Genomic DNA, 23,941 nt, shown 5'->3' with positions numbered 1-23,941 from the left:
CGCGCCAACTCCGCCAGGGCGCAGGTCGCGGGGCGATCCGGGGCCCGACGACCGCGCCAACTCCGCCACGGCGCGGGTCGCGGGGCGCGGGTCAGGGCCTGGCGTCTCCGGAGGCGGCGGCGCGGAGCATCCGTTCGCCCTGCTCGCGCATGACGTCGCGCAGCTCCGGCGGGTCGAGCACGTCGATCTCCCACGGCAGGGCACCGAGGTGCATCGCCATGGCGCCGAGGTGGTTGCCGCCGGCCTCGAAGATGCAGGCGGCGTCCCCGTCCGCCGTCACGGTGCCGACGGAGACGGGAATCTCCTTGTCCACCAGCTTCTTCGGAGCATGGATGCGGACGCGCGCGACGTGGTCGTAGCCGCCGCTCGTGATGGAGCGGTGCACGTGCTGGGCCGCGTCGGGGGCATCCGGACGCGGGGTGAAGCGCCAGCCACGTCCGGACGCGTCGGCGATCCGGTCGAGCCGGAAGGTGCGCCAGTCGTCGCGGTCGAGGTCGTAGGCGAGCAGGTACCAGCGGCGGCCCGTGGCCACGAGCCGGTATGGCTCGACGCGGCGTTCATGCGAACCACGCGGACCGGCATACGTGAACGTGACGCGCTCGGTCTCGCGGCAGGCGCGGGCGAGGAGCAGGAGCGTGGCGGCGTCGACCGGCGTCGCGTTGCTGTCGAGCGTGACGGTCGCCTCGTGGATCGCCTCGACCTGGGCCCGCAGGCGGCCCGGCAGCACCTGGTCGAGCTTGGCGAGCGTGCGCACCGCCGCCTCGCCGAGTCCCTCGACGGTGCCGCCGGCCGCGAGTCGGAGGCACACCGCCACCGCGACCGCCTCGGTGTCGTCGAGCAGAAGCGGCGGGAGCCGGCGCCCGGCGCCGAGCTGGTAGCCACCGCCGGCACCGTGCGCGGCGTTGACGGGGTAGCCGAGGTCGCGGAGGCGCTCGACGTCGCGGCGCACGCTGCGCGTCGTCACCCCGAGCCGCGCGGCGAGCTCGGTGCCGCTCCACACCGGCCGGCTCTGCAGCAGGTCGAGCAGCCGCAGCACGCGGGCCGTCGTGCCCGTGCCGTCGCTCGTCGTCATGGCCCCACTCTCCCATCCTCTGCGGACAGGAACTGTCCTACATCCCGAGGAAGGTGGAGCCATGACTTCGACACCGACCTCGACCCCCGCCTCGACCCCCACCTCGATCGACTGGGCCACCACCCTCACCGAGCAGGCCACCTGGCACTGGACCCACCAGCTGCGTCCGCGCCTCGAGGGGCTGACCGACGCGGAGTACCTCTGGGAGCCGACCCCCGGCTCGTGGAACGTGCACCCCCGTGGCCAGGGCAGCACCGAGCTGCAGGGCGGCAGCGGCGCCTTCACCATCGACTTCGTCTACCCCGAGCCCGTGCCGGCCCCCGTCACGACGATCGCCTGGCGGCTCGCCCACATCATCGTCGGCGTGCTCGGCGCCCGGGTGCACGGCCACTTCGGCGGCCCGGAGGTCGACTACCTCACCTTCGACTACGCCCACACCGCCGACGGCGCGCTCGCCCAGCTCGACACCGCGTATGCCGCCTGGTTCGACGGCGTGCACGGCTGGGGCGCCGACGAGCTCGCGCAGCCGTGCGGCGCCGCGGAGGGCCCCTGGGCCGACGCCTCCCGGGCCACCCTGGTGCTCCACATCAACCGCGAGCTGATCCACCACGGCGCCGAGATCGCCCTGCTGCGCGACCTCTACGCGCACCGCGACGACGCCTGACCGCCGGCCCCGAACACCCACCCCAGCAGAGAGCGAGCCCACCATGGCTGCACACGTCCCACCCGTCGCCGACGAGCGCGAGAGCCTCATCGCCTACCTCGACCAGCAGCGCGACGCCTTCGCCACCGTCGCCTTCGGCCTCACCGAGGAGCAGATCCGCCTCGTCCCGACCGCCGGTGCACTCAGCATCGGCGGCCTGGTCAAGCACGTGACGACGTGCGAGAGGGGGTGGACCGAGCGGATGGCGGCGGCACCCGAGGCGCCCGCGCCGCCCGACCAGACCCTGCAGGAGCAGGCCACGTCGTGGGGCGACGACTTCCGCGTCACCGACGACGACACCCTGGAGTCGCTCCTCGCGGGACTCGCCGCACAGGGAGACGTGACGCGCGAGGTGCTGCGCGCCGCCGACCTCGGGGCGGCCGTGCCCGTGCCGCGCGACGCGCCGTGGTTCCCCCACGACGTCGAGGCGTGGTCGGTGCGCTGGGTCGCCATGCATCTCGTGGAGGAGCTCGCGCGCCATGCCGGCCACGCCGACATCGTCCGCGAGTCCGTCGACGGCGCGACGATGTACGCGCTGCTCGCCGCGCGCGAGGGCTGGCCCGAGACCCCGTGGCTCACGCCCTGGCGCCCCACGACGACGAGCTGAGACGACGACCTGAGACGACGGCCCGGGACGGGCGAAGGGCCCTTGGGAGTATGAGTCTCAAGGGCCCTTCTGGGTGATCGGTCGATGGTGACGCTCCCGATCGACTCCTCGCCGTCTCGGGTCCCGGCCGCCTCGTCACCCGGCTGCCGCGGTGGGTCGCCCCACCGGATGGACCCTCGCTCTGCGAGTCGTCCCGCTCTCCCCGAGGGGAGGGCGTGAGTCAGTTCTACGCCCCTGCAGCAGGCGCCGTCACGCGTTTCGCAGAACTTCTCCGCGGTCCACAGTCGGGCGGCGTGTCGTCCACAGTCCGGCACCGGTTCTGCACAGCCACAAGGCCGGTCGTGCACACGTTGTCCACCGGGCCTGTGGACACCGGCCTCACGACGCGCCACTCGGGAGCTCCGCGAGGACGCGTTGGAGCAGCGCGGCCCCGGCGGCCGCCCGCCGGGCGCGGTCGCGGTCCCCGGTGCCGGCATACAGCTGCTCGGCCTCAACGAGCGAGCGAACCTCGGCCTCGACCACCGAGCGCTCGGCCGTGTCGTCGAGGACGCGCCGGGGCGTCTCCCCCGCGCCCAGCCCGAGGGCCGCGCCCGCGACGTCCCCGGACGTGACGGGCGACGACGCCTCCGCCACCGGCACCGCCTCGGCGTTCTCGATGGCGGCCACCGCGGTGCGCAGCACGCTGACCGCCTCCCGGTCGCGGGCGCGCATCGCGGTCGTGAGCCGGGAGCGCAGGGCGGCGCGGAGCGGTGAGTCCATGCCGCGACCGTATGCCGCCCCCGACCGCGCGCTCCATCCCTTTCTCGCCGTCGGGCTCAGGACGACGGGGAGACGGGGGCGGGGCCGAGGCGTTCGGTGAGGAAGGCGACGACGGCCTCGACCGCATCGGGGTGTCGCTCGGCGGTGAGCGTCGCGTGCCCGGGCCCGTCGAGCTCGACCCGGCGGAAGCCGTCCCCCAGCACCTCGGCCAGCGTCTCGAAGCGGGTCCCCGTCGACCAGTCCTCGCGGTAGCGCACGCCGAGCACCGGGCAGCCGGCGCGCACGCGCTCCTGCACCGCGAGCAGGTCGTCGGTGCCGAGGCCGACGTCGGCGGCCCGCCGCGGCCCGAGCGGCACGGGCACGGCCGGCTGGGCGACGACGGGCGCGGCCACGACCGGGTCGACCATCATCGCGAGCGCGAAGCCGCCCGTGAAGCACATCCCGACGGCGCCGACCCCGGCGCCGCCGACGTCGGCGTGCAGCTGCCGGGCCAGGCTGCGCAGCCAGCCGGCGACCGGCGTCGTGCGGCCGGTGGCGACGACCGTGAACTCCCGCCCGACGCAGAGCCGCGGCAGCACCCGGGCCGCCTCGAGCCGGCGCGGGTCCTCGTCGGCGGCGCCGAAGAAGTGCGGCAGGACGACGGTGAAGCCGGCCGCGACGAGCTCCTCGCCGAAGGCGACCACCTCGTGGGTCAGGCCGGGGCTCTCGTGCATGACGACGACTCCGGGACCCGTGCCGCGCCGGTACGTGGGGTAGGCGAAGCCGTCGGCGGCGTGCGTGCCGCGCTGCCAGTCCTCGAGCGGCGCCATGAGCCCGACGGTACGCCGCGGGCCTGTCGCTACGCTGACGTCATGTCGACCTCCGCGACCGCGGCGGGTGGGCGGTTCGCCGGCCTGCTCGCGCCCTCCGAGCGCGACCCGCTGCCCGCAGGGCCCGGTGCGCCACGCCGGGCCCTGCGGTGGGAGACGGTGCTCGTGCTCGGGGTCAGCCTCGGGGCCTCGGCCGTCTACGCCGTGCTCAGCATCATCGAGAAGCTGACCCGGCCGGTGCCGCTGTCGCAGCAGACGACCGCCATGAACCAGTCCGCGACGCCGGGTCGCCCGTGGCTCGACCTCGCCTACCAGCTCGCCGGCATCGTGCTGCCCCTGACGGCGGTCGCCCTCGCGCTCTACCTGCTGAACCACGTGCGCCGACCGGCCGGCGACGTGCCCGCGCGCCACGTCGTCGGGCTCGACCGCCGCGAGCCGCGACGCGACCTGCTGCGCGGCCTCGGGCTCGCCGCCCTCATCGGCATCCCCGGTCTCGGCTTCTACCTGCTCGCCAAGGCCATCGGCATCAACACCCAGGTCGCGGCCGCGAACCTCGAGGCGGTGTGGTGGTCGGCGCCCGTGCTCGTCCTCGCGGCCGTCGAGAACGCCCTCCTCGAGGAGGTCGTCATGGTCGGCTACCTCTTCACGCGGTGGCGCCAGACGGGCTGGTCCTGGCCGCTCGTCATCGGCGTCTCCGCCGTCGTCCGCGGCAGCTACCACCTCTACCAGGGCTTCGGCGGCTTCGCCGGCAACATCGTCATGGGCCTCGTGCTCGGCCTCGTCTTCGTGCGCACCCGTCGCGTCATGCCGCTCGTCGTCTGCCACTCGATCCTCGACGTCGTCGCCTTCGTCGGCTACTCCGTGCTGCGCGCCCGCGGCGTCTCGCTCTAGGCGCCCCGCCGCCCGACCGCCGCCCGGCCGCCGAGCCGGCCGCCCCGCCCACGACGCGCCCACGACGCGCCCGGTGGGCGGTCCGGCGCCCCCAGCCCGACTGCATACGATGGCGCCCATGAACTCCGCCCGGCAGGTGCGCGTCCGCCTGCTCGGGGACCCGGCCGACGACCACCGCCCAACCCGGCGCACCGCCGGCCGCACCGCGTGGCTCGGCTGGGCCGGACCGCTCTTCTTCATGCTCGTCGGCGGCGTCATGCGGTTCTGGCACGTCGGCGCGCCCCACCAGCTGATCTTCGACGAGACGTACTACGTCAAGCAGGGCTGGTCGATGGTCCTCTACTGGTTCGAGATGAAGAACGACCAGGTGCTGCAGGACGCGAAGCAGGTCGACCAGCACTTCACGGCCAACGACCCGATGATCTACGGCACCGAGGGCGACTTCGTCGTGCACCCGCCCGTCGGCAAGTGGCTGATCGGCTGGGGCGAGGCGCCCTTCGGCATCCTCAACTCGTTCGGCTGGCGCTTTGCCGTCGCCCTCGCCGGCACCATCTCGATCTTCATGCTCGGGCGGATCGCGCGCCGGCTCTTCCGCAGCGACCTGCTCGGCACCGCCGCCGCCGCGCTCCTCGCGTTCGAGGGGCACCACTTCGTGCACTCGCGCACCGGCCTGCTCGACATCTTCGTCATGTTCTTCGGCCTCGCCGGGTTCGGCGCCCTGCTCATCGACCGCGACCGGGCCCGTGAGGTGCTCGCGCGGCGCGTCGGTGACCGCCCGCGGGCGGCCGTCCCGTGGCTCGGCCCGTGGCTCGGCTGGCGACCCTGGCGCTGGGTCGCGGGGGTGATGCTCGGCCTGTCGGCCGGCACGAAGTGGTCGGGCCTCTACTTCCTCGTCTTCTTCGGCCTGCTGACGGTGCTCTGGGACCTCGGCGCGCGGCGGGCCGCGGGCGTGCGCGGCTGGGCCGTCGGCGGCGTCGTCAAGGACGGGCCGTATGCGTTCGTCCAGCTCGTCGGCACCGCGCTCGTCACGTACGTGGCGAGCTGGACCGGCTGGATCCTCACCCAGGGCGGCTCGTTCCGCACGTGGGCGCGCAACAACCCCGAGACGACGCACGCGTGGCTGCCGGACTGGTGGCGCTCCCTGTGGGCGTACCACCAGCAGATGTACGCCTCGACGCAGGCGATCACGAGCTCGCACCCGTACCAGACCAACCCGTGGTCGTGGCTCATCCAGGGACGACCCACCTCGTTCTTCTACGAGGGGCCGAAGAAGGGCGCGGACGGCTGCCTCGTCGACCAGTGCAGCCGGGCGATCACCTCGATCGGCACGCTCTCGATCTGGTGGGGCGGCACCCTCGCGATCCTCGTGCTCCTCTTCATGTGGGCCCTGCGCCGCGACTGGCGGGCCGGGGCGATCCTCTGCGGGCTCTTCGCCGGCTACCTGCCGTGGTTCCTCCTCGGCGACCGGACGATCTACTCCTTCTACGAGGTCGCCTTCGTGCCGTGGGTCGTGCTGGCCTGCGTCTACGTGCTCGGCCTCGTCATCGGCGGCCGGGAGGTTTCACCGACCCGCCGGCGTGTCGGCTACGCGGTGCTCGGCGCCTTCGTCCTGCTCACCATGGCGCTCTTCGCCTTCTTCCACCCGGTCTACGTCGCCGACGTCATCCCGCTCCGGGAGTGGCAGCAACGGATGTGGTTCCCCAGCTGGGTCTGAGGCACCACCCCGCACGCACGGGCCACGGCACGCAAAGTCTTGGTCAAGAGCCGGGCCCCAAGCCACCATCGGCGCGGCCACCCCCGTACGGTCGACGGGCGCCTCGGGCCGGCCACCGGCCCTTCCCGCGCGACCGCGACGTAGAGGAGACCACCCATGGACCGCCCGGCGAACGGCGCCGCAGCCGCCCCGGCCAACCCGGCTGCCCCGGCCACCCCGGCCGGGACGAACCCCGTGTCGACCCGACGGGCCGTGCTCAACACGATCCGCGGCTCGCTCGGCAACCTCGTCGAGTGGTACGACGTCTACGTCTACACCGTCTTCGCGAAGTACTTCGAGGCGCACTTCTTCGGCGGTGACGAGCCGAACGCCGGGATCTACACGATGGCGATCTTCGCCGTCACCTTCCTCATGCGCCCCATCGGCTCGTGGTTCTTCGGCCGGTTCGCCGACCGGCACGGCCGTCGCCCCGCCCTCGTCGCGAGCGTCAGCCTGATGGCCCTCGCCTCGCTCGCCATCGCCGTCGCGCCGACCGCCGCGTCCATCGGCAGCGGGGCGGTCGTCGTGCTCGTGCTCTGCCGCCTCGTCCAGGGCTTCGCCACGGGCGGCGAGTACGGCACGTCGGCGACCTACATGTCGGAGGCCGCGACCCCCGAGCGGCGTGGCTTCTTCTCGTCGTTCCAGTACGTCACCCTCGTCGGCGGGCACGTGCTCGCGCAGTGCATGCTCCTGCTCCAGCAGGCGGTGCTCACCGACGAGCAGATCAGCGACTTCGGGTGGCGCATCGCGTTCGGCTTCGGCGCCGTCGCGGCGGTCGTCGTGCTGTGGCTGCGCTCGTCGATGGACGAGTCGCTGCAGCGCGGTGCCGCGCACGAGTCCGGCCGGTCCGGCTCGATGGGCGAGCTCGTGAAGCGCTACCCGCGCCAGCTGACGACGTGCTTCCTCGTGACGATCGGCGGCACGCTCGCCTTCTACACCTACAGCGTCAACGGTCCGACCACCGTCAAGGCGGCGTACGCCGGCCAGGGCATGACCGCGACGTGGGTCAACCTCGCCGCCCTCGTCGTGCTCATGCTGCTCCAGCCGGTCGGCGGCGCGATCAGCGACCGGGTGGGGCGCAAGCCGCTCCTCGTCTTCTTCGGCGTCGGCGGGCTGCTCTTCAGCTACGTCTTCATCACCACGCTGCCCGACGTGCGCAGCCCCTGGGCGAGCTTCGGGCTGCTCGTGGCGGCCTACGTCGTGCTCACCGGCTACACCTCGATCAACGCCGTCGTGAAGGCCGAGCTGTTCCCCGCGCACGTGCGCGCCCTCGGCGTCGGCTTCGGCTACGCCGTCGGCAACTCGCTCTTCGGCGGCACCGCGCCCCTGCTCTACGAGGCGGCCAAGAAGAACGACGCGGTCGGCACCTTCGCGATCTACGTGACGGTGACCATCGCGGCCTCGCTCGTCGTCTACGTCCTCGCCCTCGGCGGCCGGCGGGACGCCACGCACCTCGACCGCGAGCAGGCCGCCCGCGACGGCCGTCCCGAGGCGGACGAGGAGCTCGAGGTCGCCGACGCCCGCCGCTGACGGGTCGATTGCGTATGCCGCCCGGCGTGGTGTTATCGTTCCTTCGCACCTTGGGGCTGTGGCGCAGTTGGTAGCGCGTCTCGTTCGCAATGAGAAGGTCAGGGGTTCGAATCCCCTCAGCTCCACCAGCACGACGATGGGACCCGGCGGCTCGCCGGGTCCCATCGGCGTTCGCGGGGCGGGCACCCAACGGTGGAGGTCTGCCGGCACCTGGGGCCAACAGGACTCCTTCGTCGCCCCACCGGCGAGGCCTGGCAGCCGGGCGGGTACGGGACCGGCATGGCCACCGCACACGTCGGCGTCTCCGGGTGGCGCTACCCCTCCTGGCGCGGCGACTTCTACCCGCACGGTCTGCCGCAGCGGCTCGAGCTGACCTACGCCGCCGAGCGGATGACCTCGATCGAGCTGAACGGCTCGTTCTACTCCCTCCAGCGCCCGAGCTCGTATGCCGCGTGGCGGGCCGCGGTGCCACCCGGCGTCACGTTCGCGGTCAAGGGCGGGCGGTTCATCACCCACCTCAGGGCGCTGCGCGAGGTCGAGACCCCGCTCGCGAACTTCTTCGCCAGCGGGGTGCTCGCCCTCGGTCGCCAGCTCGGACCGGTGCTCTGGCAGCTGCCGGAGCGCGCGACGTTCGACCCCGCGCGGCTGGCGGCGTTCTTCGAGCTGCTCCCGCGCTCGACCGCGGCGGCCGCCCGGCTCGCGGCGCGCCACGACGACAAGGTCGCCGACGACCGGGCCCTGACCTCGTGCGAGGTCGACGTGCCGGTGCGGCACGCCCTCGAGCCGCGCCACGAGAGCTTCGACTCCGACGAGGCCCGCGAGCTCTGCGCGGCTCACGGCATCGCCCTCGTCGTCGCCGACAGTGCCGGACGGTGGCCGGTCATGCGCGACGCGACGAGCGACTTCCGCTACGTGCGGCTGCACGGCGAGACCGAGCTCTACGCGAGCGGCTACGGTGACGCATCGCTCGACCGGTGGGCCGACACGTGCCGGGCCTGGATCGCCGAGGGCCACGACGTGCACGTCTACTTCGACAACGACGCGCGCGGCCACGCGCCGCACGACGCCGTACGGCTCGTGCGGCGCCTCGGGCTGCCGACCGCCGAGTGAGCACGCGGACGACCGGACCCCGCCGGGCCGGACGCCACCGAGGCAGTGGGCGCCCCTGCCCGTCGGGCCGCGCGACCGCTAGGTTCGTGCCGTGAGCCGCAGCGTCTACGTCGCCTCGCCGGAGGGCCTGACGGGCAAGTCCGCCGTCGCCCTCGGGCTGCTCGACGCCCTGCTGCGCGAGGTCGGCTCGGTCGGCATCTACCGGCCGCTGACGACCCTCGGCGGCACCGGGTCGGGTGACGAGGTCGACCACATCGCCCTGATGCTCGTCAGCCAGCCCGGCGTCGAGCAGACCTACGAGGAGGCCCTCGGCGTCACGTACGCCCAGGCGCACGACGACCCCGACGAGGCGCTGCACGTCATCGTCGAACGCTTCTCGGCCCTGAGCGCCCGGTTCGACGTCGTGCTCGTGCTCGGCTCGGACTACACCGACGTCTCCACCGGCACCGAGCTGTCGTTCAACGCGCGCGTCGCGGCCAACCTCGGCTCGGCCGTCGTGCTCGTCGTGCACGGCCGCGAGCGCACCCCCGAGCAGGTGCGCGTGGCCGCCGAGGGTGCCATCGCCGAGCTGCGGGCCCAGCACGCGCAGCCGGTGGCCGTCGTCGCCAACCGGGTCGAGCCCGGCGACCTCGACGCCGTCCGCGCCGCCCTCGCCACCCTCCCCTTCCCCGTCACGGCCGCGATGCCGGAGCACCCGCTCCTGTCGGCGCCGAGCTTCCGGGCGCTCGCCGACGCGATCGGGGCCGAGCTCGTGCTCGGCAGCGAGTCGTGGATGGACCGCGACAGCCTCGGGCTCGTCGTCGCGGCGATGAGCCTGCCGAACGTCCTCGCCCGGCTGACGCCCGACGTCACCGTCATCGCACCGAGCGACCGCACCGACCTCATCCCGGGGCTGCTCCTCGCGCACCAGTCCGGCACGTTCCCGACGCTCGCCGGCATCGTGCTCACCGGCGGCTACCCCATCCCCGAGACGATCTCGCGCCTCTCGGCCGGCGTGCAGCAGGACCTCCCCATCGCGCTGACCGCCGACGGCACGTTCCGCACCGCCGAGCGCCTCATGCAGGTGCGCGGGCCGATGACGAAGGGCTCGCGCAACAAGATCGAGACGGCCCGCCGGCTCTTCGCCGAGAGCGTCGACCAGACTGCGCTGCTCCGGGCCGTCGACGTGTCGGCGAGCGAGGTGCGCACCCCGCTGATGTTCGAGTTCCAGCTCATGGAGCGGGCCCGCTCGGACCGCCGGCACATCGTGCTCCCCGAGAGCCAGGACGACCGCATCCTCGAGGCCGCCGACGTGCTGCTGCGGCGCGGCGTCGCCGACCTCACCCTCCTCGGCGACGAGACGACGGTCCGGGCGCGCGGCTCGGCCCTCGGGCTCGACCTCGACGCGGCCACCGTCGTCTCCCCCACGGACCCCGAGCTCGTCGAGCGCTTCGCGCAGACGTATGCCGCCGCGCGGGCGCACAAGGGCATGACCCTCGAGCGCGCGCGCGAGGTCGTCGTCGACGTGTCCTACTTCGGCACGATGATGGTCCACCTCGGCCTCGCCGACGGCATGGTCTCGGGCGCCGTGCACACGACGGCGCACACCATCCGGCCGGCGCTCGAGTTCGTCAAGACCGCCGACGGCGTCAAGACCGTCTCGAGCGTCTTCCTCATGTGCCTCGCCGACCGGGTGCTCGTCTACGGCGACTGCGCCGTGATCCCGGACCCGACGGCCGAGCAGCTCGCCGACATCGCCGTGTCGTCGGCCCAGACCGCCCGGCAGTTCGGCATCGACCCGCGGGTCGCGATGCTCTCCTACTCCACCGGCAGCAGCGGCTCGGGCGCCGACGTCGAGAAGGTGCGCGAGGCGACCGCGCTCGTCGCCGAGCGCGCCCCCGACCTCGCCCTCGTCGGGCCGATCCAGTACGACGCCGCCATCGACCCTGTCGTCGGCCGGGCGAAGATGCCCGACTCGGCCGTCGCCGGCCACGCGACGGTCTTCGTCTTCCCCGACCTCAACACCGGCAACAACACCTACAAGGCGGTGCAGCGCAGCGCGCACGCCGTGGCGGTCGGGCCGGTGCTCCAGGGCCTGCGCAAGCCGGTCAACGACCTCTCGCGCGGCGCGCTCGTCGACGACATCGTCAACACCGTCGCCATCACCGCGGTGCAGGCGCAGGGCGGCGCGCCCGCGGCCGGGGACTTCCGTGCCTGAGCAGCGCGTGGCCGACGCCGCAACGGCACCGGTGCTCGTGCTCAACGCGGGCTCGTCGTCGCTGAAGTACCAGCTCGTCGTCCCCGAGACGGGCGAGGTGCTCGCCAAGGGGCTCGTCGAGCGCATCGGCGAGGCCGGCAGCGACGTCGCCGACCACGCCGCCGCGATGCAGGCCATGGCGAGCCGACTGCGCACCGACGGCGTCGACCTCGACGACGTGCGCCTCCGGGCCGTCGGGCACCGGGTCGTGCACGGCGGCCCCGACTTCTCCGCGCCGGTCGTCATCGACGACGCCGTGCTCGCGCGCGTGCACGAGCTGAGCGGGCTGGCGCCGCTGCACAACCCCGCCGCCGCCGTCGGCATCGAGGCCGCGCGCGCCCGGTTCGACGTGCCCCACGTCGCGGTCTTCGACACCGCCTTCTTCGCCTCGCTGCCCGAGGCCGCGTCGACGTATGCCGTGCCCCGCGACCTCGCGCGACGGCACGCGATCCGCCGCTACGGCTTCCACGGCACCTCGCACGAGTTCGTCTCCCGGGCCACGGCCGACCTGCTCGGCCGGCCCCTCGCGCAGCTGCGCCAGGTCGTGCTGCACCTCGGCAACGGCTGCTCCGCGTCGGCGGTGCGCGGCGGGGTCGCCGTCGACACCTCGATGGGTCTCACGCCGCTCGAGGGCCTCGTCATGGGCACCCGCTCGGGAGACGTCGACCCCGGGCTGCACGCCTACCTCGCCCGCGAGGCCGGGCTCTCGCTCGGCGAGATCGACACGCTGCTCAACAAGCGCTCGGGCCTGCTCGGCCTGAGCGGCGTCAACGACTTCCGCGAGCTCGAGCAGCGGCTGGCCTCGGGCGACGCCGACGCGCGCCTCGCCTTCGACGTCGCCGTGCACCGGCTCAAGCACTACGTCGGCGCGTACCTCGCGGTGCTCGGCGGGATCGACGTCCTCGTCTTCACCGCCGGCGTGGGCGAGAACAGCGTCGCGCTGCGCGCTGCCGTCACCGAGGGCCTCGAGGAGCTCGGCATCACCGTCGACCGGGCGCGCAACGCCGCCCGGTCGGGAGCGGCCCGCGTCATCTCCCCCGACGGCGCGCGGGTCGTCGTCGCGGTCGTGCCGACGAACGAGGAGCTCGCCATCGCCCGGCAGACGGCGCGGCTCGTCGGCTGACGGCGGACTACCCGCGCCGCGACTCGAGGTGCTCGCGCAGCGACGTCGGGCGCCGGCCCGTCAGCCGCTCCACGGCGTCGCTGACCCCGTCGAGCTCGCCCGCGGCGACCGCCGTGTACGTCGAGACCCAGGCGTCCACCTGCCAGTCCGGGGCCCCGTAGGCCGCGCGGGAGGCATACGCCTCCTCGAGCGTCTCGTCGTGGAAGGTGACGGCGCGGCCCGTCACCTCGCCGACGACCTGCGCCATCTCCGTGAAGGTCAGCGCCTCCGGGCCGGTCAGGTCGTAGGTCGCGCCGGCGTGGGCGGCCGGGTCGAGGAGCACCGCGACCGCCACCCGTGCGATGTCGTCGTGCGACACGACCGCAGCGCGGCCGTCCCCCGCCGGGCCCCGGACGACGCCGTCCTCGCCGACCATCTGGTCGATGAACTCGAGGTAGAGGTTGTCGCGCAGGAAGGTCCAGGCCATGCCCGACGCGCGCAGGTGGGCCTCGGTGGCGGCATGGTCGCGCGCGAGCGTGAAGGTCGCCTCGGGGGCGGCCCCGAAGAACGAGACGTAGACGACGTGGCGCACGCCGGCCGCGGCGGCCGCGTCGACGAAGGAGCGGTGCTCGTCGAGGCGGTCCTCGCTCTCGGCGGCCGAGACCATGAAGAGCGTCCGGACGCCCTCGAGAGCCGCACGCGAGGCCTCCGTGTCCCGGTAGCTGCAGGCCACGGCCACCGCCCCCGGCAGCTCGGGGGCCCGCGCCAGGTCGCGGACGAGGAGGCGCTGGGCCACGCCCCGCGCGGCGAGGTCGCGCGCGACGAGGCCGCCCAGCCAGCCCGTCGATCCTGTCACGGCCAGGGACGGTCGGTTCGCGGTGTCAGCAGCCATGACCCCGACCCTACGCACCCGCCCGCAGGGCCGGCCGGGGAACGCGGCCGACGCGGCGGACCGCGTGCTGGGGCGGTCGGTGACGCACGCAGGGGCCGACCCGGCATACGGTGTGCTCGTGACCGACAACCCTGCCGCCCCCGCGGGCGCACGCGCCGACGACCGGCCCACCACGGCGACCCACCCCTCCGACGACGCGGAGCTGCCCGGCATCGAGGCGGCCGCCGTGCCGCCCGGCATCCGGGTGGCGGCCGACTGGGCGTGGCGCCTGCTGCTCATCGGCGCCGCCGTCTACCTGCTCTCGATGGCCGTGCGGTCGGTCTCCGAGATCATCGTGCCCATCGCGATCGCCATCCTCCTCGCCGCGCTGCTGCACCCCGTGTCGGCCTGGCTGCACCGGCGGATGCCGGCGGGCGGCGCGGCAGGCCTCACCGTGCTCGGCACCATCGTGCTCGTCAGCGCCCTCTTCACGCTCGTCGGCTCGCAGTTCAGCAGCGGCTTCTCCGACCTGACGAGCCAGGTGGCCACCGGCCTCGAGCGGATCCGCGACTGGGTGCGCACGACCTTCAAGATCACCGACGCGCAGTTCAACGAGTACTTCGACACGATCCGCGACAAGGTGAGCAGCTCGGGCAACCTCGGCGACACGGCGACCTCGGTCGGCCTCACGGCCACGCACTTCGTCGCGGGCCTGTTCATCGCGCTCTTCTCGCTCTTCTTCTTCCTCTACGAGGGCCCGCGCATCTGGACCTGGATCGTGCGGCTCTTCCCGCGCGCCACGCGCCCGCGCGTGAACTCCTCGGGCTTCATCGCCTGGCACCAGCTGTCGGCGTTCGTGCGGGCCACGATGATCGTCGCCTTCGTCGACGCCGTCGGCATCTCGGTCGGCGCGGCCATCCTCAAGGTGCCGTTCGCCTTCGCCATCGCGATCCTCGTCTTCCTCCTCGCCTTCATCCCCATCGTCGGGGCGCTGCTCTCGGGGGCCGTGGCGGTGCTGCTCGCGCTCGTCGCGCACGGGCCGGGTGTCGCGCTCATCATGCTGGCCGTCGTCATCGGCGTGCAGCAGCTCGAGTCGCACGTGCTCCAGCCGTTCCTGCTCGGCAAGGCCGTGAGCGTGCACCCGCTCGCCGTCATCCTCGCCATCGCGACGGGGTCGATCGTCGCCGGCATCGTCGGCGCCCTCGTCGCGGTGCCCTTCGCGGCGGTGCTGAACGCCGTGGGCAAGCACCTCTTCAGCGACGAGTCGGAGGCGGACCTCGACCGGGAGCTGACGGCGTCCGCCGACGACGGTGGAGCCCCCGCCCAGACCTGACCGCCGCAAGGGTGACCGGCTCCGGCCCCACGCCGCACATCGAGTGCCCAGCCCCCACGTCGGGGCTGGGCACTCGCGCTCTCCCGGGGTCGTGGCGACGGGGGGTAAGGCGGGGAAACCACCCACACCCAGCAACCCACCGGCCGACCAGCCGACCGGCCGGGCGGCGGGGCAGCCGGGCAGCCGGGCAGCCGGGCAGCCGGGCAGCCGGGCAGCCGGGCAGCCGGGCAGCCGGGCAGCCGGGCGGCCGCTGCACGACGGAGGGGGCGACCCGCTCGCGCGGATCGCCCCCTCGGTGGAGCGGTTCGTTACTGCGAGACGGCCCGGCGGGCGAAGAGGGCCCGGTCGTCGAGCTCCTCGGCCTCGTCGGCGAACTCGGGGGTGTCGAAGACGTCGGCCGGGATGCCGCTGTCGGTCCAGCGCGGCTCGGCCTTGGCCTTCATCGTGTAGGTCGGACGGGGCACCGGGACGGGGCTCCAGCTGCCCTCGGGCACGACCGCGTCGTCCTCGAGGGCCTCGGGAGCCGCGGGACGCGCGACGGGCACCTCGCCCGTCATCGCCGCCTGGACGTCGAAGACGCCGGGCCTGGCGGGCTCACGACGCTCGGGAGCGCCGGCGGCGGGGCGAGCGGCACCGGCGACCGCGCTGCGGATGACCTGCGTCGCGTCGATCGACGGCTCGAGCTCCCAGTCGGTCGCGGCGTCCTCGTGGACGTCCTCGTCGACGTGGCGTGCGCGGGGCCGCCGGCCACGGCCGGCATCGGCCGCGCGGCGACGGTCGGCCTGCGCCTCGGCGCGGAGCCAGAAGAGGACGGCGCCCACCGTGACGAGGGCGAACGGGACCGAGACCCAGAGCAGCACGCCGGTGACGGCGAGGACGACCGAGACCGGCACCCAGGCGAGCGACGCGAGCAGCAGCGCGGCGCGCAGGCGGCGCTGCGCGAGCGACACCCGGCGAGCGGCCGGCGCACCCGGGCGGGTCGCACCGGGGTGCTCCTGCCGCCGGGCGCGGGCCATGGTCGAGGGCATACGGTCCACCTCGGCGTGGGGGGCGTGGCCGGCCGCGACCGGCTCGGGGCGGCGCGCCACGAGGGGCGAGCTGCGACGCGAGGACCCGGCCGGCACGGCCCGCTTCACGTCGACGGTGGGGCGGGCGGTGCGCGCGGGCTGGACGGCATACGAGTGCGGGCGCGGTGGGCGCAGCTCGGTCGACGGCAGCAGGGGCCGCTTCTCGAGCACGCGCATCGCTTCGGTGAAGCCGTCGACGGACCGCGTGGCGGCGGCGTCCTCGCGGCGGCGCACCCAGTGCTGCACGAGGTATGCAGCCCAGATCGCCACGATCACGACGAAGATGAGGCTGCTGACTGGCACGGGCACCACGGTAGGTCCCGGTCGCGACGCGACCCCGCACATTCGAGGCGTGTCGCGCAAGAGGCTGGTGTTACGACTGTGACGAGCGGGCCAGCACCGACGATCCGGCCAGGTCCTCGACGGTCAGCGCGAACGACCGGTGGTCGCGCCACGCACCGTCGATGTGGAGGAAACGCTCGCGAATTCCCTCGTCCCGCAAGCCCAGTCGCTCGACGACGCGCAGCGAGCGTTCGTTGTCGAGCCGGATGTTGACCTCGACCCGGTGCAGCCCACCCGCCCCGAACGCGTGGTCGAGGGCGAGCGCGAGGGCCCGTGTCGCGATCCCCCGCCCCGTCGCACCGGCGTCGAGCCAGTAGCCCGCGGCTCCCGACTGCTGGGCGGCCCGGACGATCCCGAAGAGGTGCACCTGGCCGACGATGCGCCCGCCGACCTCGATGCACCACGGCATGGCCCGGTCGGCACGCGCCTCGACGTCGAGGTCGCGCACGAACTGGCGGAACGAGACCGGGGCGCGCGCGGCCGAGCCGGGCGGCAGCGTCGGCTCCCACGGGCGCACGTGGTCGGCGTTGTCGCCGCGCACGCGCTGCCACTCGCGCTCGTCGTCGACCCGGAGCGGGCGCAGCACGATCGCCGGCTCGGCGGAGGAGTCCCGCAGCACGACCGGCCAGCGTGCCTGGCCGTCGCGGTGGGGCCGCCACGGCATCCTCACCGCTTCCCTCCCGTCACCGCGCGCTCGAGCCGCTCGCGGTGCTCGGTGCGTTCGCCGTGCTCGGGGCTCACCTCGGTCGTCACCTCAGTGGTCGCTGCCGGGGATCTGGTCGAGCGCGTGCCCGAGCACCGGCTCGAGCACGTCGAGCGCGTCGGCCACGCCACCGCGCGAGCCCGGCAGGTTGGCCACCAGGGTGCGGCCCGCGAGGCCGACGAGCCCCCGCGACAGCATCGCGGTGGGCACGCCCTTGGCGACGCCGGCGGCCCGGATCGCCTCGGCCACGCCGGGAACGAGCCGGTCGAGCAGGGGCGCCGTCTGCTCCGGGGTGACGTCGGTCGGCGTGAGCCCCGTGCCGCCGGTCGTCAGCACGAGCTCGGGCTCGCCCGCGAGCGCCTCGCGCAGGGCCCGGCCGAGCTCGTCGCCGTCGGGCACGACGACGGGGTCGGTCACCTCGAAGCCCCAGGCCCGCAGGCGCTCGACGAGCACCGGCCCCGAGCGGTCGGGATAGACGCCGGCCGCGGCCCGCGTCGAGGCCGTGACCACGACGGCCCGACGGCCCGTGCCGAACCCCTCACTCACGCCAGTCCCCCGACCGTCCGCCGGACTTCGCGGTGACCCGCACGTCGGTGATGCGACCGTGCTTGTCGACGGCCTTGACCATGTCGACGAGCGCGAGCGCCGCGACCGAGACGGCCGTCAGCGCCTCCATCTCGATGCCGGTGCGGTCGGCGGTGCGCACGGTCGCCGTGATGTCGACGCCGTCGTCGGCCACGACGACGTCGATCTCGACCCCGTGCACGGCGACGGGGTGGGCGAGCGGGATGAGCTCCGGCGTCCGCTTGACGGCCTGGATGCCGGCGATCCGGGCCACGGCCAGCGCGTCGCCCTTGGGCACCGCGCCCGAGCGCAGGGCCGAGACCGCCTCGGCCGAGAGGAGCACGCGCCCGGCCGCGCTCGCCTCCCGGGCCGTGACCGCCTTGGCCGACACGTCGACCATGTGGGCGCTGCCGTCGGCGCGGACGTGGGTGAGGCCCGACGTGGGGTCGGAGGTGGGGTCGGAGGTGCGGTCGGAAATGCTGTCGGGGGCGGCCACGTCAGGCCTCCTGGTCGAGCACGAGCACGTCGACGACCTCGCCGGCCACGAGCTCGGTGACGTCCTCGGGCACGACGAAGAGGGCGTTGGCGCGGGACAGGTCGGCCACGAAGTGCGAGCCCTGGCCCGCGACGGGCACGGCCACGAGGGTGCCCTCGGCCGAGCGCGACACGACGGCCCGGCCGAACTGGCGCCGGCCCTCGAAGGACTCGACGCCCGAGATGAGGGTCGCCGGCCGGAGCCGCCGCTTCTCCGGCGACAGGCGCATGAGGCGGCGCAGGGCCGGGCGCACGAAGACCTCGAAGGAGACGAAGGAGGAGACGGGGTTGCCCGGCAGGGCGAAGATCGGCACGCGCCGGCCGCCCGGCCCGGTGAGGAGCCCGTAGCCCTGCGGCTTGCCCGGCTGCATGGCCACCTTGACGAAGTCGATGCCCTCGCCCTTGAGCGCGCTCTTGACCACGTCGTACGCGCCCATCGACACACCACCGCTCGTGATCACCGCGTCGGCCTCGGCGACGACCTCGTCGAGCACGTCGAGGAGCTCGTCCTCCGAGTCGCCCACGGCCGCGCGGATCTCGGCCGACGCACCTGCGCCGACGGCGGCCGCCCAGAGCATGAACGAGTTGGAGTCGTGGATCTGGCCGGGCCCCAGGGGCTTCCCCGGCTCGACGAGCTCGGCGCCGGTCGAGAGCACGACGACGTGGGGACGGCGGTGCACCTCGACGCCGGCGTGCCCGCAGGCGGCGAGCAGCGCGACGGTGCGGGCACCGACGACCTCCCCCGCCGAGACGATGACCGCTCCGGTGGCCACGTCCTCACCGCGGGGCCGGACGTAGCGGCCGGGCCGGGTGGCGGCGCGGCACTCGACCTCGCCGGTCGCCGCGCCGTCGGTGTCCTCGACGGCGATGACGGCGTCGGCACCCGCGGGCAGGGGGGCACCGGTCATGATCCGGGCGGCCTCACCGGGCTGCACCGTGAAGGTCGGGTCACCGCCGGCCGCGACCTCGCCGACGATGCGCAGGCGCACCGGCGACCCGTCCGCGCCCTCGAGCGACGCGGCCTGCACGGCATACCCGTCCATCGACGAGTTGTCGAAGTGCGGCAGGTCGACCTTCGCGCGCACGTCGCGCGCCACGACGAGACCGAGCGCCTCGGTGAGCGGGGTGAACTGGGTCGGCGACGGCTGGAGCGTCGAGAGGATGGCCTTGAGGTGCTCGTCGACGGTCCGCAGGCCGGTGCCCGAGGCCGGCGGGGCGACGGGCGTGGGCAGCTCGCCGAGCACCGCGTCGTCGAGCACGCGCCGGTAGCCGTCGATGAGGACCTCGCCGACGCAGCGCACGTTGCGGCCGAAGACGGGGTCGCCGATGACCCGCAGGCTCGTGCACTCCTTCATCGAGGGCACGCCGTGCGGGAAGCGCTTCTCGAAGTTCGGCACGAAGCGGTAGGCGGAGTCGAGGTCGACGAAGGGCTCGGGACCGTCGCCCGCAGCCACGACGTGGTAGCTCTCGTCGAGCGAGAAGAAGTCGGAGCGGATGACGAGCAGGTCGTTCGTCGTCTTGACCGGCCGGAACCGCGAGCGCGGCACGAGGATCGCCTCGCTGCCCTCGAAGACCTCGATGGCCGTGCCCATGGCCGACTCCATCTGGATCACCTCGGGCGAGGCGGGGTCGGCGGGGTCGACGTTCTTGCGGTTGACGATGATCGGCAGACCGAGCACGCCCTGCATCTCGGTCATCCGTTCGCGCAGCACCCGCAGGTCGATCCAGATGTTGTTCGCGTTGAAGGTGTCGTGGCGCTTGATGTCGCGGAAGAAGCGCTCCTCGCCCTCCGCCACCATCGCCGTGTCGCGCAGCACGATGCGTCCGTCGGCCTTGCGCACCGCGAGGTGGCCGCCCTTGCGGTCGCTCTTCGTTCGCTTGCAGACCTCCGCGACGAACGGCAGGCCGTGCGCCACCATCCACGCGGCCACCTCGGGGTCGCAGGTGGCGCCGAGGTTGTCGGAGTTGGAGAGGAACGCGTAACGGATCCCCTTGTCCAGCAAGGCGTCGAGCACGCCCGAAGTGACGAGCGAGACGTAGATGTCGCCGTGGCCGGGCGGGCACCACTCGAGCTCGGGGTCGGCCGGCCACTGCACCGGCGTGAGGTCCTCCGGGCAGAGCTTCGGCTCCGCGTTCTGGATGAAGTCGAGTGGCAGCCCCTCGACCGGCAGGTCGGGGTACTTCGACAGGATCTCGAGCGACTCCTCCGACGTGCGGAAGGAGTTCATCAGCACGAGGGGAAGCTCGACGTCCCACCGCTCGCGCAGCGCGAGCACCTGCTGGGCGATGATGTCGAGGAAGGTCAGCCCGTCCTTGACCTCCAGCGCCGACTTCGCGCCCGTCATGCCCATGCCGGTGCCGAGCCCGCCGTTGAGCTTGATGATCGCGGTCTGCGACAGGGCGGCCCGCGCCTCCTCGTCGGAGACGCTCACCTCGCGCAGCCGCTGGACCTCGCGCAGCGGCTCGATGGAGTCCTCGGGGATGGTGCCCTGGGCGCCACCCTTCAGCTGCTCGTAGTAGTGCTCGAAGACCCGGATCGCCTCGGGACCGAGGCCCCGCTGGCGCATCAGGTCGACGGACGCGCGGAGCCCCTGGTCAGTCATGGGGCTCACCCTACGATGGCTGACATGTGCGTCAGCCCCGAGCGTGCAATCCCGAGACCATGAGCGGCGCGACCAAGCGTGACCTGCGTCACGCCGCTCGCGCCCGACGCCGCGAGCTCACGGCAGGACTCGACGACGGCGCCCGGGAGGCGGCGGCCGCCGCCCTCGCCGCCGCCGTGCTGCGCTTCGTGCCCGACCCGTCGCGGGTGGCCGTCTACGAGTCCCTGCCCGACGAGCCCCCGACCGGCCGCCTCGTCGAGGCGCTCCTCGCGGCCGGGCACGAGGTGATCGTGCCCGTCACGCTCGACGACTTCAGCCTCGAGTGGCGGTGTGCCGTGCCGGGTGCGGTCGGCGACCGCGCCACCGTGACCCGCCGGGTCGGGGCTCCCGACCCGGCCGAGCGCGCCGGGTGGCTCGGCGTCGACGCGCTCGCCGCCTGCGACCTGGTGGTCACCCCGGGCCTCTCGGTCGACCGCCACGGCACGCGCCTCGGGCAGGGCGGTGGCTGCTACGACCGGGCCCTGCGCCACCGCGACCCGGCCGCGCCGGTCGTGACACTGCTGCACGAGGGCGAGCAGAGCGAGCTCGACCTGCCGAGCGACCCGCACGACGTGCCGGTCGACGGCTACGTGACGACGACCGGCCGGGTCGTGCGGCTGCGCTGAGGAGCCGGCCGGACGGCATACCTGCTCGGGCGACCCACCCCGGCGTCAGGACGTCGACGACGAGGCCGGCGGCACGAGCGTCAGCTCGTCCTCCGTCGCCTCGCGCACCGCGGTCGCCGTGAACGGCCACGGGAAGCTCTCGTTCGCCGCCCACGCGTCGATCTGGTCGGAGTAGTGGTCGTCGTAGGCGTGCCCCGACTGGCCGGTCGCGTTGACCCAGCGGGAGGCGTCGAGGTTGCCGAGGTCGACCACCATGCGCATCGACGGGCCCGTCGTCACGCCGTAGCCGGGCTGGGAGGCGTTCCAGCCGTTGGCGTTGACGATGGAGCTGCCGCCGCCGAGCTCGATGCCGCCGCGGTTGAAGAGGTCCTGCACGGCGCCGGGCACGCCGTCGCCGCCCATCACCTGGTGCTTGAGGTCGAGCTGGTGCAGCCGGCCCCAGCGCCAGGTCGCCGGCACCTTGCCCAGCTCACGGGCGAGGTCGAGGCGCGCCTCGACGAGGGCCCGCTTGACGATCTCGCCGGAGCCCTCGGTGAGACCGGGCGTCGTCTTGTCGTCCCACCAGTCGTTCTTCGGGTCCTTGAGCAGCTGCTCCATGACGACCATCCAGCGGCTGCCGCCGTCGGGCGCGATGTCGGGCGGCAGCTCGTCGAAGGTGAACTCCAGCAGGTGCTTCCAGACCGCGTTGTAGTACGCCGCCGCCGCCGAGTCGCGCGACTTGTCGTTCGGCTGGTCGCCGGTCCACCCCTTGAGGAGGCGCTGCGCCTGGGCCGTGAAGTCGTCGACCTGCACGGCGAGCAGGCGCTTGACGAGGCCCGGCGCGTAGGTGTTCGTCGTGTCGCCCTGGATCCGCGACATCGTCTCCGGCGAGACCTTCGGGGTCGCGGCGAGCAGGTTGCGGATGCGCTGGGCGCGGAAGCCGTAGTCCCACTCCGACGTGAGGAACGGCGTCGAGCTCGACGTGACCGCCTGGTTCGCCGTGACGATGAAGCCCTCGGCGGGGTCGAAGCTGTGCGGCAGGTCCTCGAAGGGCACGAAGCCCTTCCAGTCCCACTGCGAGTCCCACCCGGGCGACGGCCAGAAGCCGGGGGGCGCCGCCGGGGTCGCCGATCGGCGGACCGGGATCTGCCCCGGCGCCTGGTAGCCGATGTGGCCGGCCGTGTCGGCGTAGACGAGGTTCTGCGCCGGCACGGTGAAGAGCGCCGCCGCCTTGCGGAACTCGGTCCAGTCGCGGGCCTTGTCGAGGGCGAAGATCGCGTCGGCGGTCGTGCCCGGCGTCAGCGCCGTCCAGGCCAGCGACACGGCATACCGGTTCGTCTGCGGGGCGCCGCGCACGACGGTGCGGTCACCCGCCTCCTCGATGCCGCGCACGACGTCGGAGAGGATCGGCCCGTGCACCGTCGAACGGACGGTGAGGCGCACGTCGGCGCCGCCCGCGACCTTGATGACCTCCTCGCGCGAGGTGAGCGGCACGCTCTCGCCGTCGCGGAGGTAGGTCTCACCGGTGACCTGCTCGAGGTAGAAGTCGGTGACGTCGGGGCCGAGGTTCGTCATGCCCCACGCGATGCGGTCGTTGTGGCCGATGACGACCCCGGGCAGCCCGGAGAAGGTGTAGCCCGACACCCGGAAGGGGCAGGCCGCGCTCACCTGGCGGCACTGGAGGTTCACCTGCGTCCAGATGCCGGGGATCGTCAGGCCGAGGTGGGGGTCGTTGGCGAGCAACGGCTTGCCCGTCGTCGTGCGTGAGCCGGAGACGACCCACGAGTTCGAGCCGATGTCGTCGCCGCGGCCCAGCGTCACCGGCACGGCGGCGAGCGCCGCGAGCGTGGAGTCGACGGCGTCGCGGCCGCCGCTGGAGCGCACGGCCGTGGCCGCCGTCAGTGCGCTCGGCGCGGGGGTCGCCGCCTGGTCGCCCTGGCCGCTCTCGTCGGCGGGCTGCCAGTCGCGGTCCGAGAGGATCGGCGCGTTGCGGTCGGCGGGGTACTGCGGGTAGAGCAGGCCGATCTGCTTGACCGAGCGGTTGCTCCGCGAGAGCCGGGCCCGGGCGAGCTCGTCGTTGTAGTCACCACGCAGGTCCCAGGCCATGGCCTTGAGCCACGCGAGCGAGTCGACCGGCGACCACGGCTCGACGCGGTAGTTCGGGTTGCGGCGCGCGAGCACGGTGTACTCGAGCGACATCTTCTCCGGCGACTCCACCGTCTTGATGTAGGCGTTGACGCCGTCGGCGTAGGCCTGCAGGTACTGCCGCGTCTCCGGCGCGAGCTTGGGCAGCTCCTCCTCGGCGACCCGGCGCCAGCCCATGGCGCGGATCACCTTGTCCTTCTCGATGCCGGCGTCGCCGACGAGCTCGGAGAGGCGCCCGGCCGTGATGTGCCGGCGCAGGTCCATCTCGAAGAACCGGTCCTGCGCGCTGACGAAGCCCTGCGCCCGGAAGAGGTCCTTGGCGTTGTCGGCCGTGATCGTCGGCACGCCGCGCGCGTCGCGCTGCACCGACACCGAGCTCGTGAGGCCCTCGATCTCCAGCCGGCCCGCGGTCTGCGGGAACGACTGGCGCACCACGCCGATCGCGAGGATCCCCACCCCGACCACCGCCATGACGACGAGGACGGCGAGGAGCAGGAGGATCCGACGGGCGCGCTTCAACCGTGACACGCCCTGAGCCTAGGCCACGAGGTCGGGCATCCCGG

20 protein-coding genes and 1 tRNA gene are annotated in these 23,941 nt (G+C 73.7%); 11 read left to right on the top strand and 10 right to left on the bottom strand.

What is annotated here, in order from left to right:
* Positions 1-91: 91 nt before the first annotated feature.
* Positions 92-1,072 (bottom strand): helix-turn-helix transcriptional regulator, encoded by a 981-nt coding sequence (locus ABT295_RS17590; RefSeq protein ID WP_352395691.1) that lies wholly within the window; start codon positions 1,070-1,072, stop codon positions 92-94.
* A gap of 61 nt (positions 1,073-1,133) precedes the next feature.
* Here ABT295_RS17590 and ABT295_RS17585 point away from each other — a divergent pair, with 61 nt between their 5' ends.
* Both ABT295_RS17585 and ABT295_RS17580 read left to right on the top strand, forming a co-directional pair.
* Positions 1,134-1,736, top strand: a complete 603-nt coding sequence (locus ABT295_RS17585; protein WP_352395690.1) for a DinB family protein — start codon at positions 1,134-1,136, stop codon at positions 1,734-1,736.
* Positions 1,737-1,779: 43 nt separating this feature from the next.
* Positions 1,780-2,382, top strand: coding sequence for a DinB family protein (locus ABT295_RS17580; protein ID WP_352395689.1), 603 nt, complete (start codon positions 1,780-1,782; stop codon positions 2,380-2,382).
* Positions 2,383-2,760: 378 nt separating this feature from the next.
* Here ABT295_RS17580 and ABT295_RS17575 read toward each other — a convergent pair whose 3' ends face one another.
* Together ABT295_RS17575 and ABT295_RS17570 are read right to left on the bottom strand one after the other, a co-directional pair.
* Positions 2,761-3,141, bottom strand: a complete 381-nt coding sequence (locus ABT295_RS17575; protein ID WP_352395688.1) for a GatB/YqeY domain-containing protein — start codon at positions 3,139-3,141, stop codon at positions 2,761-2,763.
* Positions 3,142-3,197: 56 nt separating this feature from the next.
* A complete protein-coding gene (locus ABT295_RS17570; protein WP_352395687.1) occupies positions 3,198-3,950 on the bottom strand; it encodes a dienelactone hydrolase family protein in 753 nt (250 codons plus the stop codon).
* A 42-nt stretch (positions 3,951-3,992) separates the two neighbouring features.
* Here ABT295_RS17570 and ABT295_RS17565 point away from each other — a divergent pair, with 42 nt between their 5' ends.
* The 7 genes from ABT295_RS17565 to ABT295_RS17535 all read left to right on the top strand — a co-directional run bounded on the left by ABT295_RS17565 (position 3,993) and on the right by ABT295_RS17535 (position 12,593).
* Complete coding sequence (locus ABT295_RS17565; protein WP_352395686.1) at positions 3,993-4,841, top strand: CPBP family intramembrane glutamic endopeptidase; 849 nt, start codon at positions 3,993-3,995, stop codon at positions 4,839-4,841.
* A 118-nt stretch (positions 4,842-4,959) separates the two neighbouring features.
* Positions 4,960-6,555, top strand: coding sequence for a dolichyl-phosphate-mannose--protein mannosyltransferase (locus tag ABT295_RS17560; protein ID WP_352395685.1), 1,596 nt, complete (start codon positions 4,960-4,962; stop codon positions 6,553-6,555).
* A 156-nt stretch (positions 6,556-6,711) separates the two neighbouring features.
* The gene (locus ABT295_RS17555; RefSeq protein ID WP_352395684.1) at positions 6,712-8,124 is read left to right on the top strand and encodes an MFS transporter; all 1,413 of its coding nucleotides are present in this window, start codon (positions 6,712-6,714) and stop codon (positions 8,122-8,124) included.
* 52 nt (positions 8,125-8,176) lie between these two features.
* A tRNA-Ala gene (locus tag ABT295_RS17550) sits at positions 8,177-8,252 on the top strand.
* Positions 8,253-8,403: 151 nt separating this feature from the next.
* Positions 8,404-9,234 (top strand): DUF72 domain-containing protein, encoded by an 831-nt coding sequence (locus ABT295_RS17545; RefSeq protein ID WP_352395683.1) that lies wholly within the window; start codon positions 8,404-8,406, stop codon positions 9,232-9,234.
* Positions 9,235-9,325: 91 nt separating this feature from the next.
* Complete coding sequence (gene pta / locus ABT295_RS17540) at positions 9,326-11,431, top strand: phosphate acetyltransferase (RefSeq protein WP_352395682.1); 2,106 nt, start codon at positions 9,326-9,328, stop codon at positions 11,429-11,431.
* Positions 11,424-12,593 (top strand): acetate/propionate family kinase, encoded by a 1,170-nt coding sequence (locus tag ABT295_RS17535; protein ID WP_352395681.1) that lies wholly within the window; start codon positions 11,424-11,426, stop codon positions 12,591-12,593. The genes pta and ABT295_RS17535 overlap by 8 nt, the downstream gene beginning before the upstream one ends.
* A 7-nt stretch (positions 12,594-12,600) precedes the next feature.
* Here the strand turns inward: ABT295_RS17535 and ABT295_RS17530 are convergent, their stop codons facing one another.
* Entirely contained in the window at positions 12,601-13,464 is an 864-nt protein-coding gene (locus ABT295_RS17530) for an SDR family oxidoreductase (RefSeq protein ID WP_352395680.1), read from the bottom strand.
* A gap of 118 nt (positions 13,465-13,582) precedes the next feature.
* Here ABT295_RS17530 and ABT295_RS17525 point away from each other — a divergent pair, with 118 nt between their 5' ends.
* Positions 13,583-14,776: an AI-2E family transporter gene (locus tag ABT295_RS17525; protein ID WP_352395679.1), complete on the top strand. Its 1,194-nt coding sequence runs from the start codon at positions 13,583-13,585 to the stop codon at positions 14,774-14,776.
* Positions 14,777-15,084: 308 nt separating this feature from the next.
* On the opposite strand, the gene ABT295_RS17520 is transcribed toward ABT295_RS17525, so the two are convergent.
* The 5 genes from ABT295_RS17520 to ABT295_RS17500 form a co-directional block, all read right to left on the bottom strand.
* Positions 15,085-16,146, bottom strand: coding sequence for a SepX/GlpR family protein (locus ABT295_RS17520; RefSeq protein ID WP_352395678.1), 1,062 nt, complete (start codon positions 16,144-16,146; stop codon positions 15,085-15,087).
* A gap of 70 nt (positions 16,147-16,216) precedes the next feature.
* On the bottom strand, positions 16,217-16,849 hold the full coding sequence (locus ABT295_RS17515) for a GNAT family N-acetyltransferase (protein ID WP_352395677.1): 633 nt from the start codon (positions 16,847-16,849) through the stop codon (positions 16,217-16,219).
* Positions 16,850-16,939: 90 nt separating this feature from the next.
* A complete protein-coding gene (locus ABT295_RS17510; protein ID WP_352395676.1) occupies positions 16,940-17,434 on the bottom strand; it encodes a MogA/MoaB family molybdenum cofactor biosynthesis protein in 495 nt (164 codons plus the stop codon).
* Entirely contained in the window at positions 17,427-17,852 is a 426-nt protein-coding gene (moaC, locus tag ABT295_RS17505; protein WP_502991216.1) for a cyclic pyranopterin monophosphate synthase MoaC, read from the bottom strand. Before moaC ends, ABT295_RS17510 begins: the two co-directional genes overlap by 8 nt.
* A gap of 97 nt (positions 17,853-17,949) precedes the next feature.
* Positions 17,950-20,589: a UTP--glucose-1-phosphate uridylyltransferase gene (locus ABT295_RS17500; RefSeq protein ID WP_352395675.1), complete on the bottom strand. Its 2,640-nt coding sequence runs from the start codon at positions 20,587-20,589 to the stop codon at positions 17,950-17,952.
* Positions 20,590-20,648: 59 nt separating this feature from the next.
* On the opposite strand from ABT295_RS17500, the gene ABT295_RS17495 reads away from it, so the two are divergent.
* A complete protein-coding gene (locus ABT295_RS17495; RefSeq protein WP_352395674.1) occupies positions 20,649-21,254 on the top strand; it encodes a 5-formyltetrahydrofolate cyclo-ligase in 606 nt (201 codons plus the stop codon).
* A 45-nt stretch (positions 21,255-21,299) separates the two neighbouring features.
* Here ABT295_RS17495 and ABT295_RS17490 read toward each other — a convergent pair whose 3' ends face one another.
* Positions 21,300-23,906 (bottom strand): penicillin acylase family protein, encoded by a 2,607-nt coding sequence (locus ABT295_RS17490; protein ID WP_502991197.1) that lies wholly within the window; start codon positions 23,904-23,906, stop codon positions 21,300-21,302.
* Positions 23,907-23,941 lie beyond the last annotated feature (35 nt).

It is taken from the genome of Terrabacter sp. NPDC000476 (genome assembly GCF_040300125.1).
Lineage (GTDB): Bacteria > Actinomycetota > Actinomycetes > Actinomycetales > Dermatophilaceae > Terrabacter.
Note: the sequence above shows the minus strand (reverse complement) of the source record. Positions and strands in the feature narration are given on the sequence as shown.

Coding starts and splice junctions, on each gene's coding strand:
- ABT295_RS17575 (WP_352395688.1), bottom strand. CDS start 3,141: ATGGACTCACCGCTCCGCGCCGCCCTGCGCTCCCGGCTCACGACCGCG.
- ABT295_RS17500 (WP_352395675.1), bottom strand. CDS start 20,589: ATGACTGACCAGGGGCTCCGCGCGTCCGTCGACCTGATGCGCCAGCGG.
- ABT295_RS17555 (WP_352395684.1), top strand. CDS start 6,712: ATGGACCGCCCGGCGAACGGCGCCGCAGCCGCCCCGGCCAACCCGGCT.
- ABT295_RS17590 (WP_352395691.1), bottom strand. CDS start 1,072: ATGACGACGAGCGACGGCACGGGCACGACGGCCCGCGTGCTGCGGCTG.
- ABT295_RS17495 (WP_352395674.1), top strand. CDS start 20,649: ATGAGCGGCGCGACCAAGCGTGACCTGCGTCACGCCGCTCGCGCCCGA.
- ABT295_RS17545 (WP_352395683.1), top strand. CDS start 8,404: ATGGCCACCGCACACGTCGGCGTCTCCGGGTGGCGCTACCCCTCCTGG.
- ABT295_RS17530 (WP_352395680.1), bottom strand. CDS start 13,464: ATGGCTGCTGACACCGCGAACCGACCGTCCCTGGCCGTGACAGGATCG.
- moaC (WP_502991216.1), bottom strand. CDS start 17,852: ATGGTCGACGTGTCGGCCAAGGCGGTCACGGCCCGGGAGGCGAGCGCG.
- ABT295_RS17580 (WP_352395689.1), top strand. CDS start 1,780: ATGGCTGCACACGTCCCACCCGTCGCCGACGAGCGCGAGAGCCTCATC.
- ABT295_RS17515 (WP_352395677.1), bottom strand. CDS start 16,849: ATGCCGTGGCGGCCCCACCGCGACGGCCAGGCACGCTGGCCGGTCGTG.
- ABT295_RS17565 (WP_352395686.1), top strand. CDS start 3,993: ATGTCGACCTCCGCGACCGCGGCGGGTGGGCGGTTCGCCGGCCTGCTC.
- ABT295_RS17570 (WP_352395687.1), bottom strand. CDS start 3,950: ATGGCGCCGCTCGAGGACTGGCAGCGCGGCACGCACGCCGCCGACGGC.
- ABT295_RS17560 (WP_352395685.1), top strand. CDS start 4,960: ATGAACTCCGCCCGGCAGGTGCGCGTCCGCCTGCTCGGGGACCCGGCC.
- ABT295_RS17585 (WP_352395690.1), top strand. CDS start 1,134: ATGACTTCGACACCGACCTCGACCCCCGCCTCGACCCCCACCTCGATC.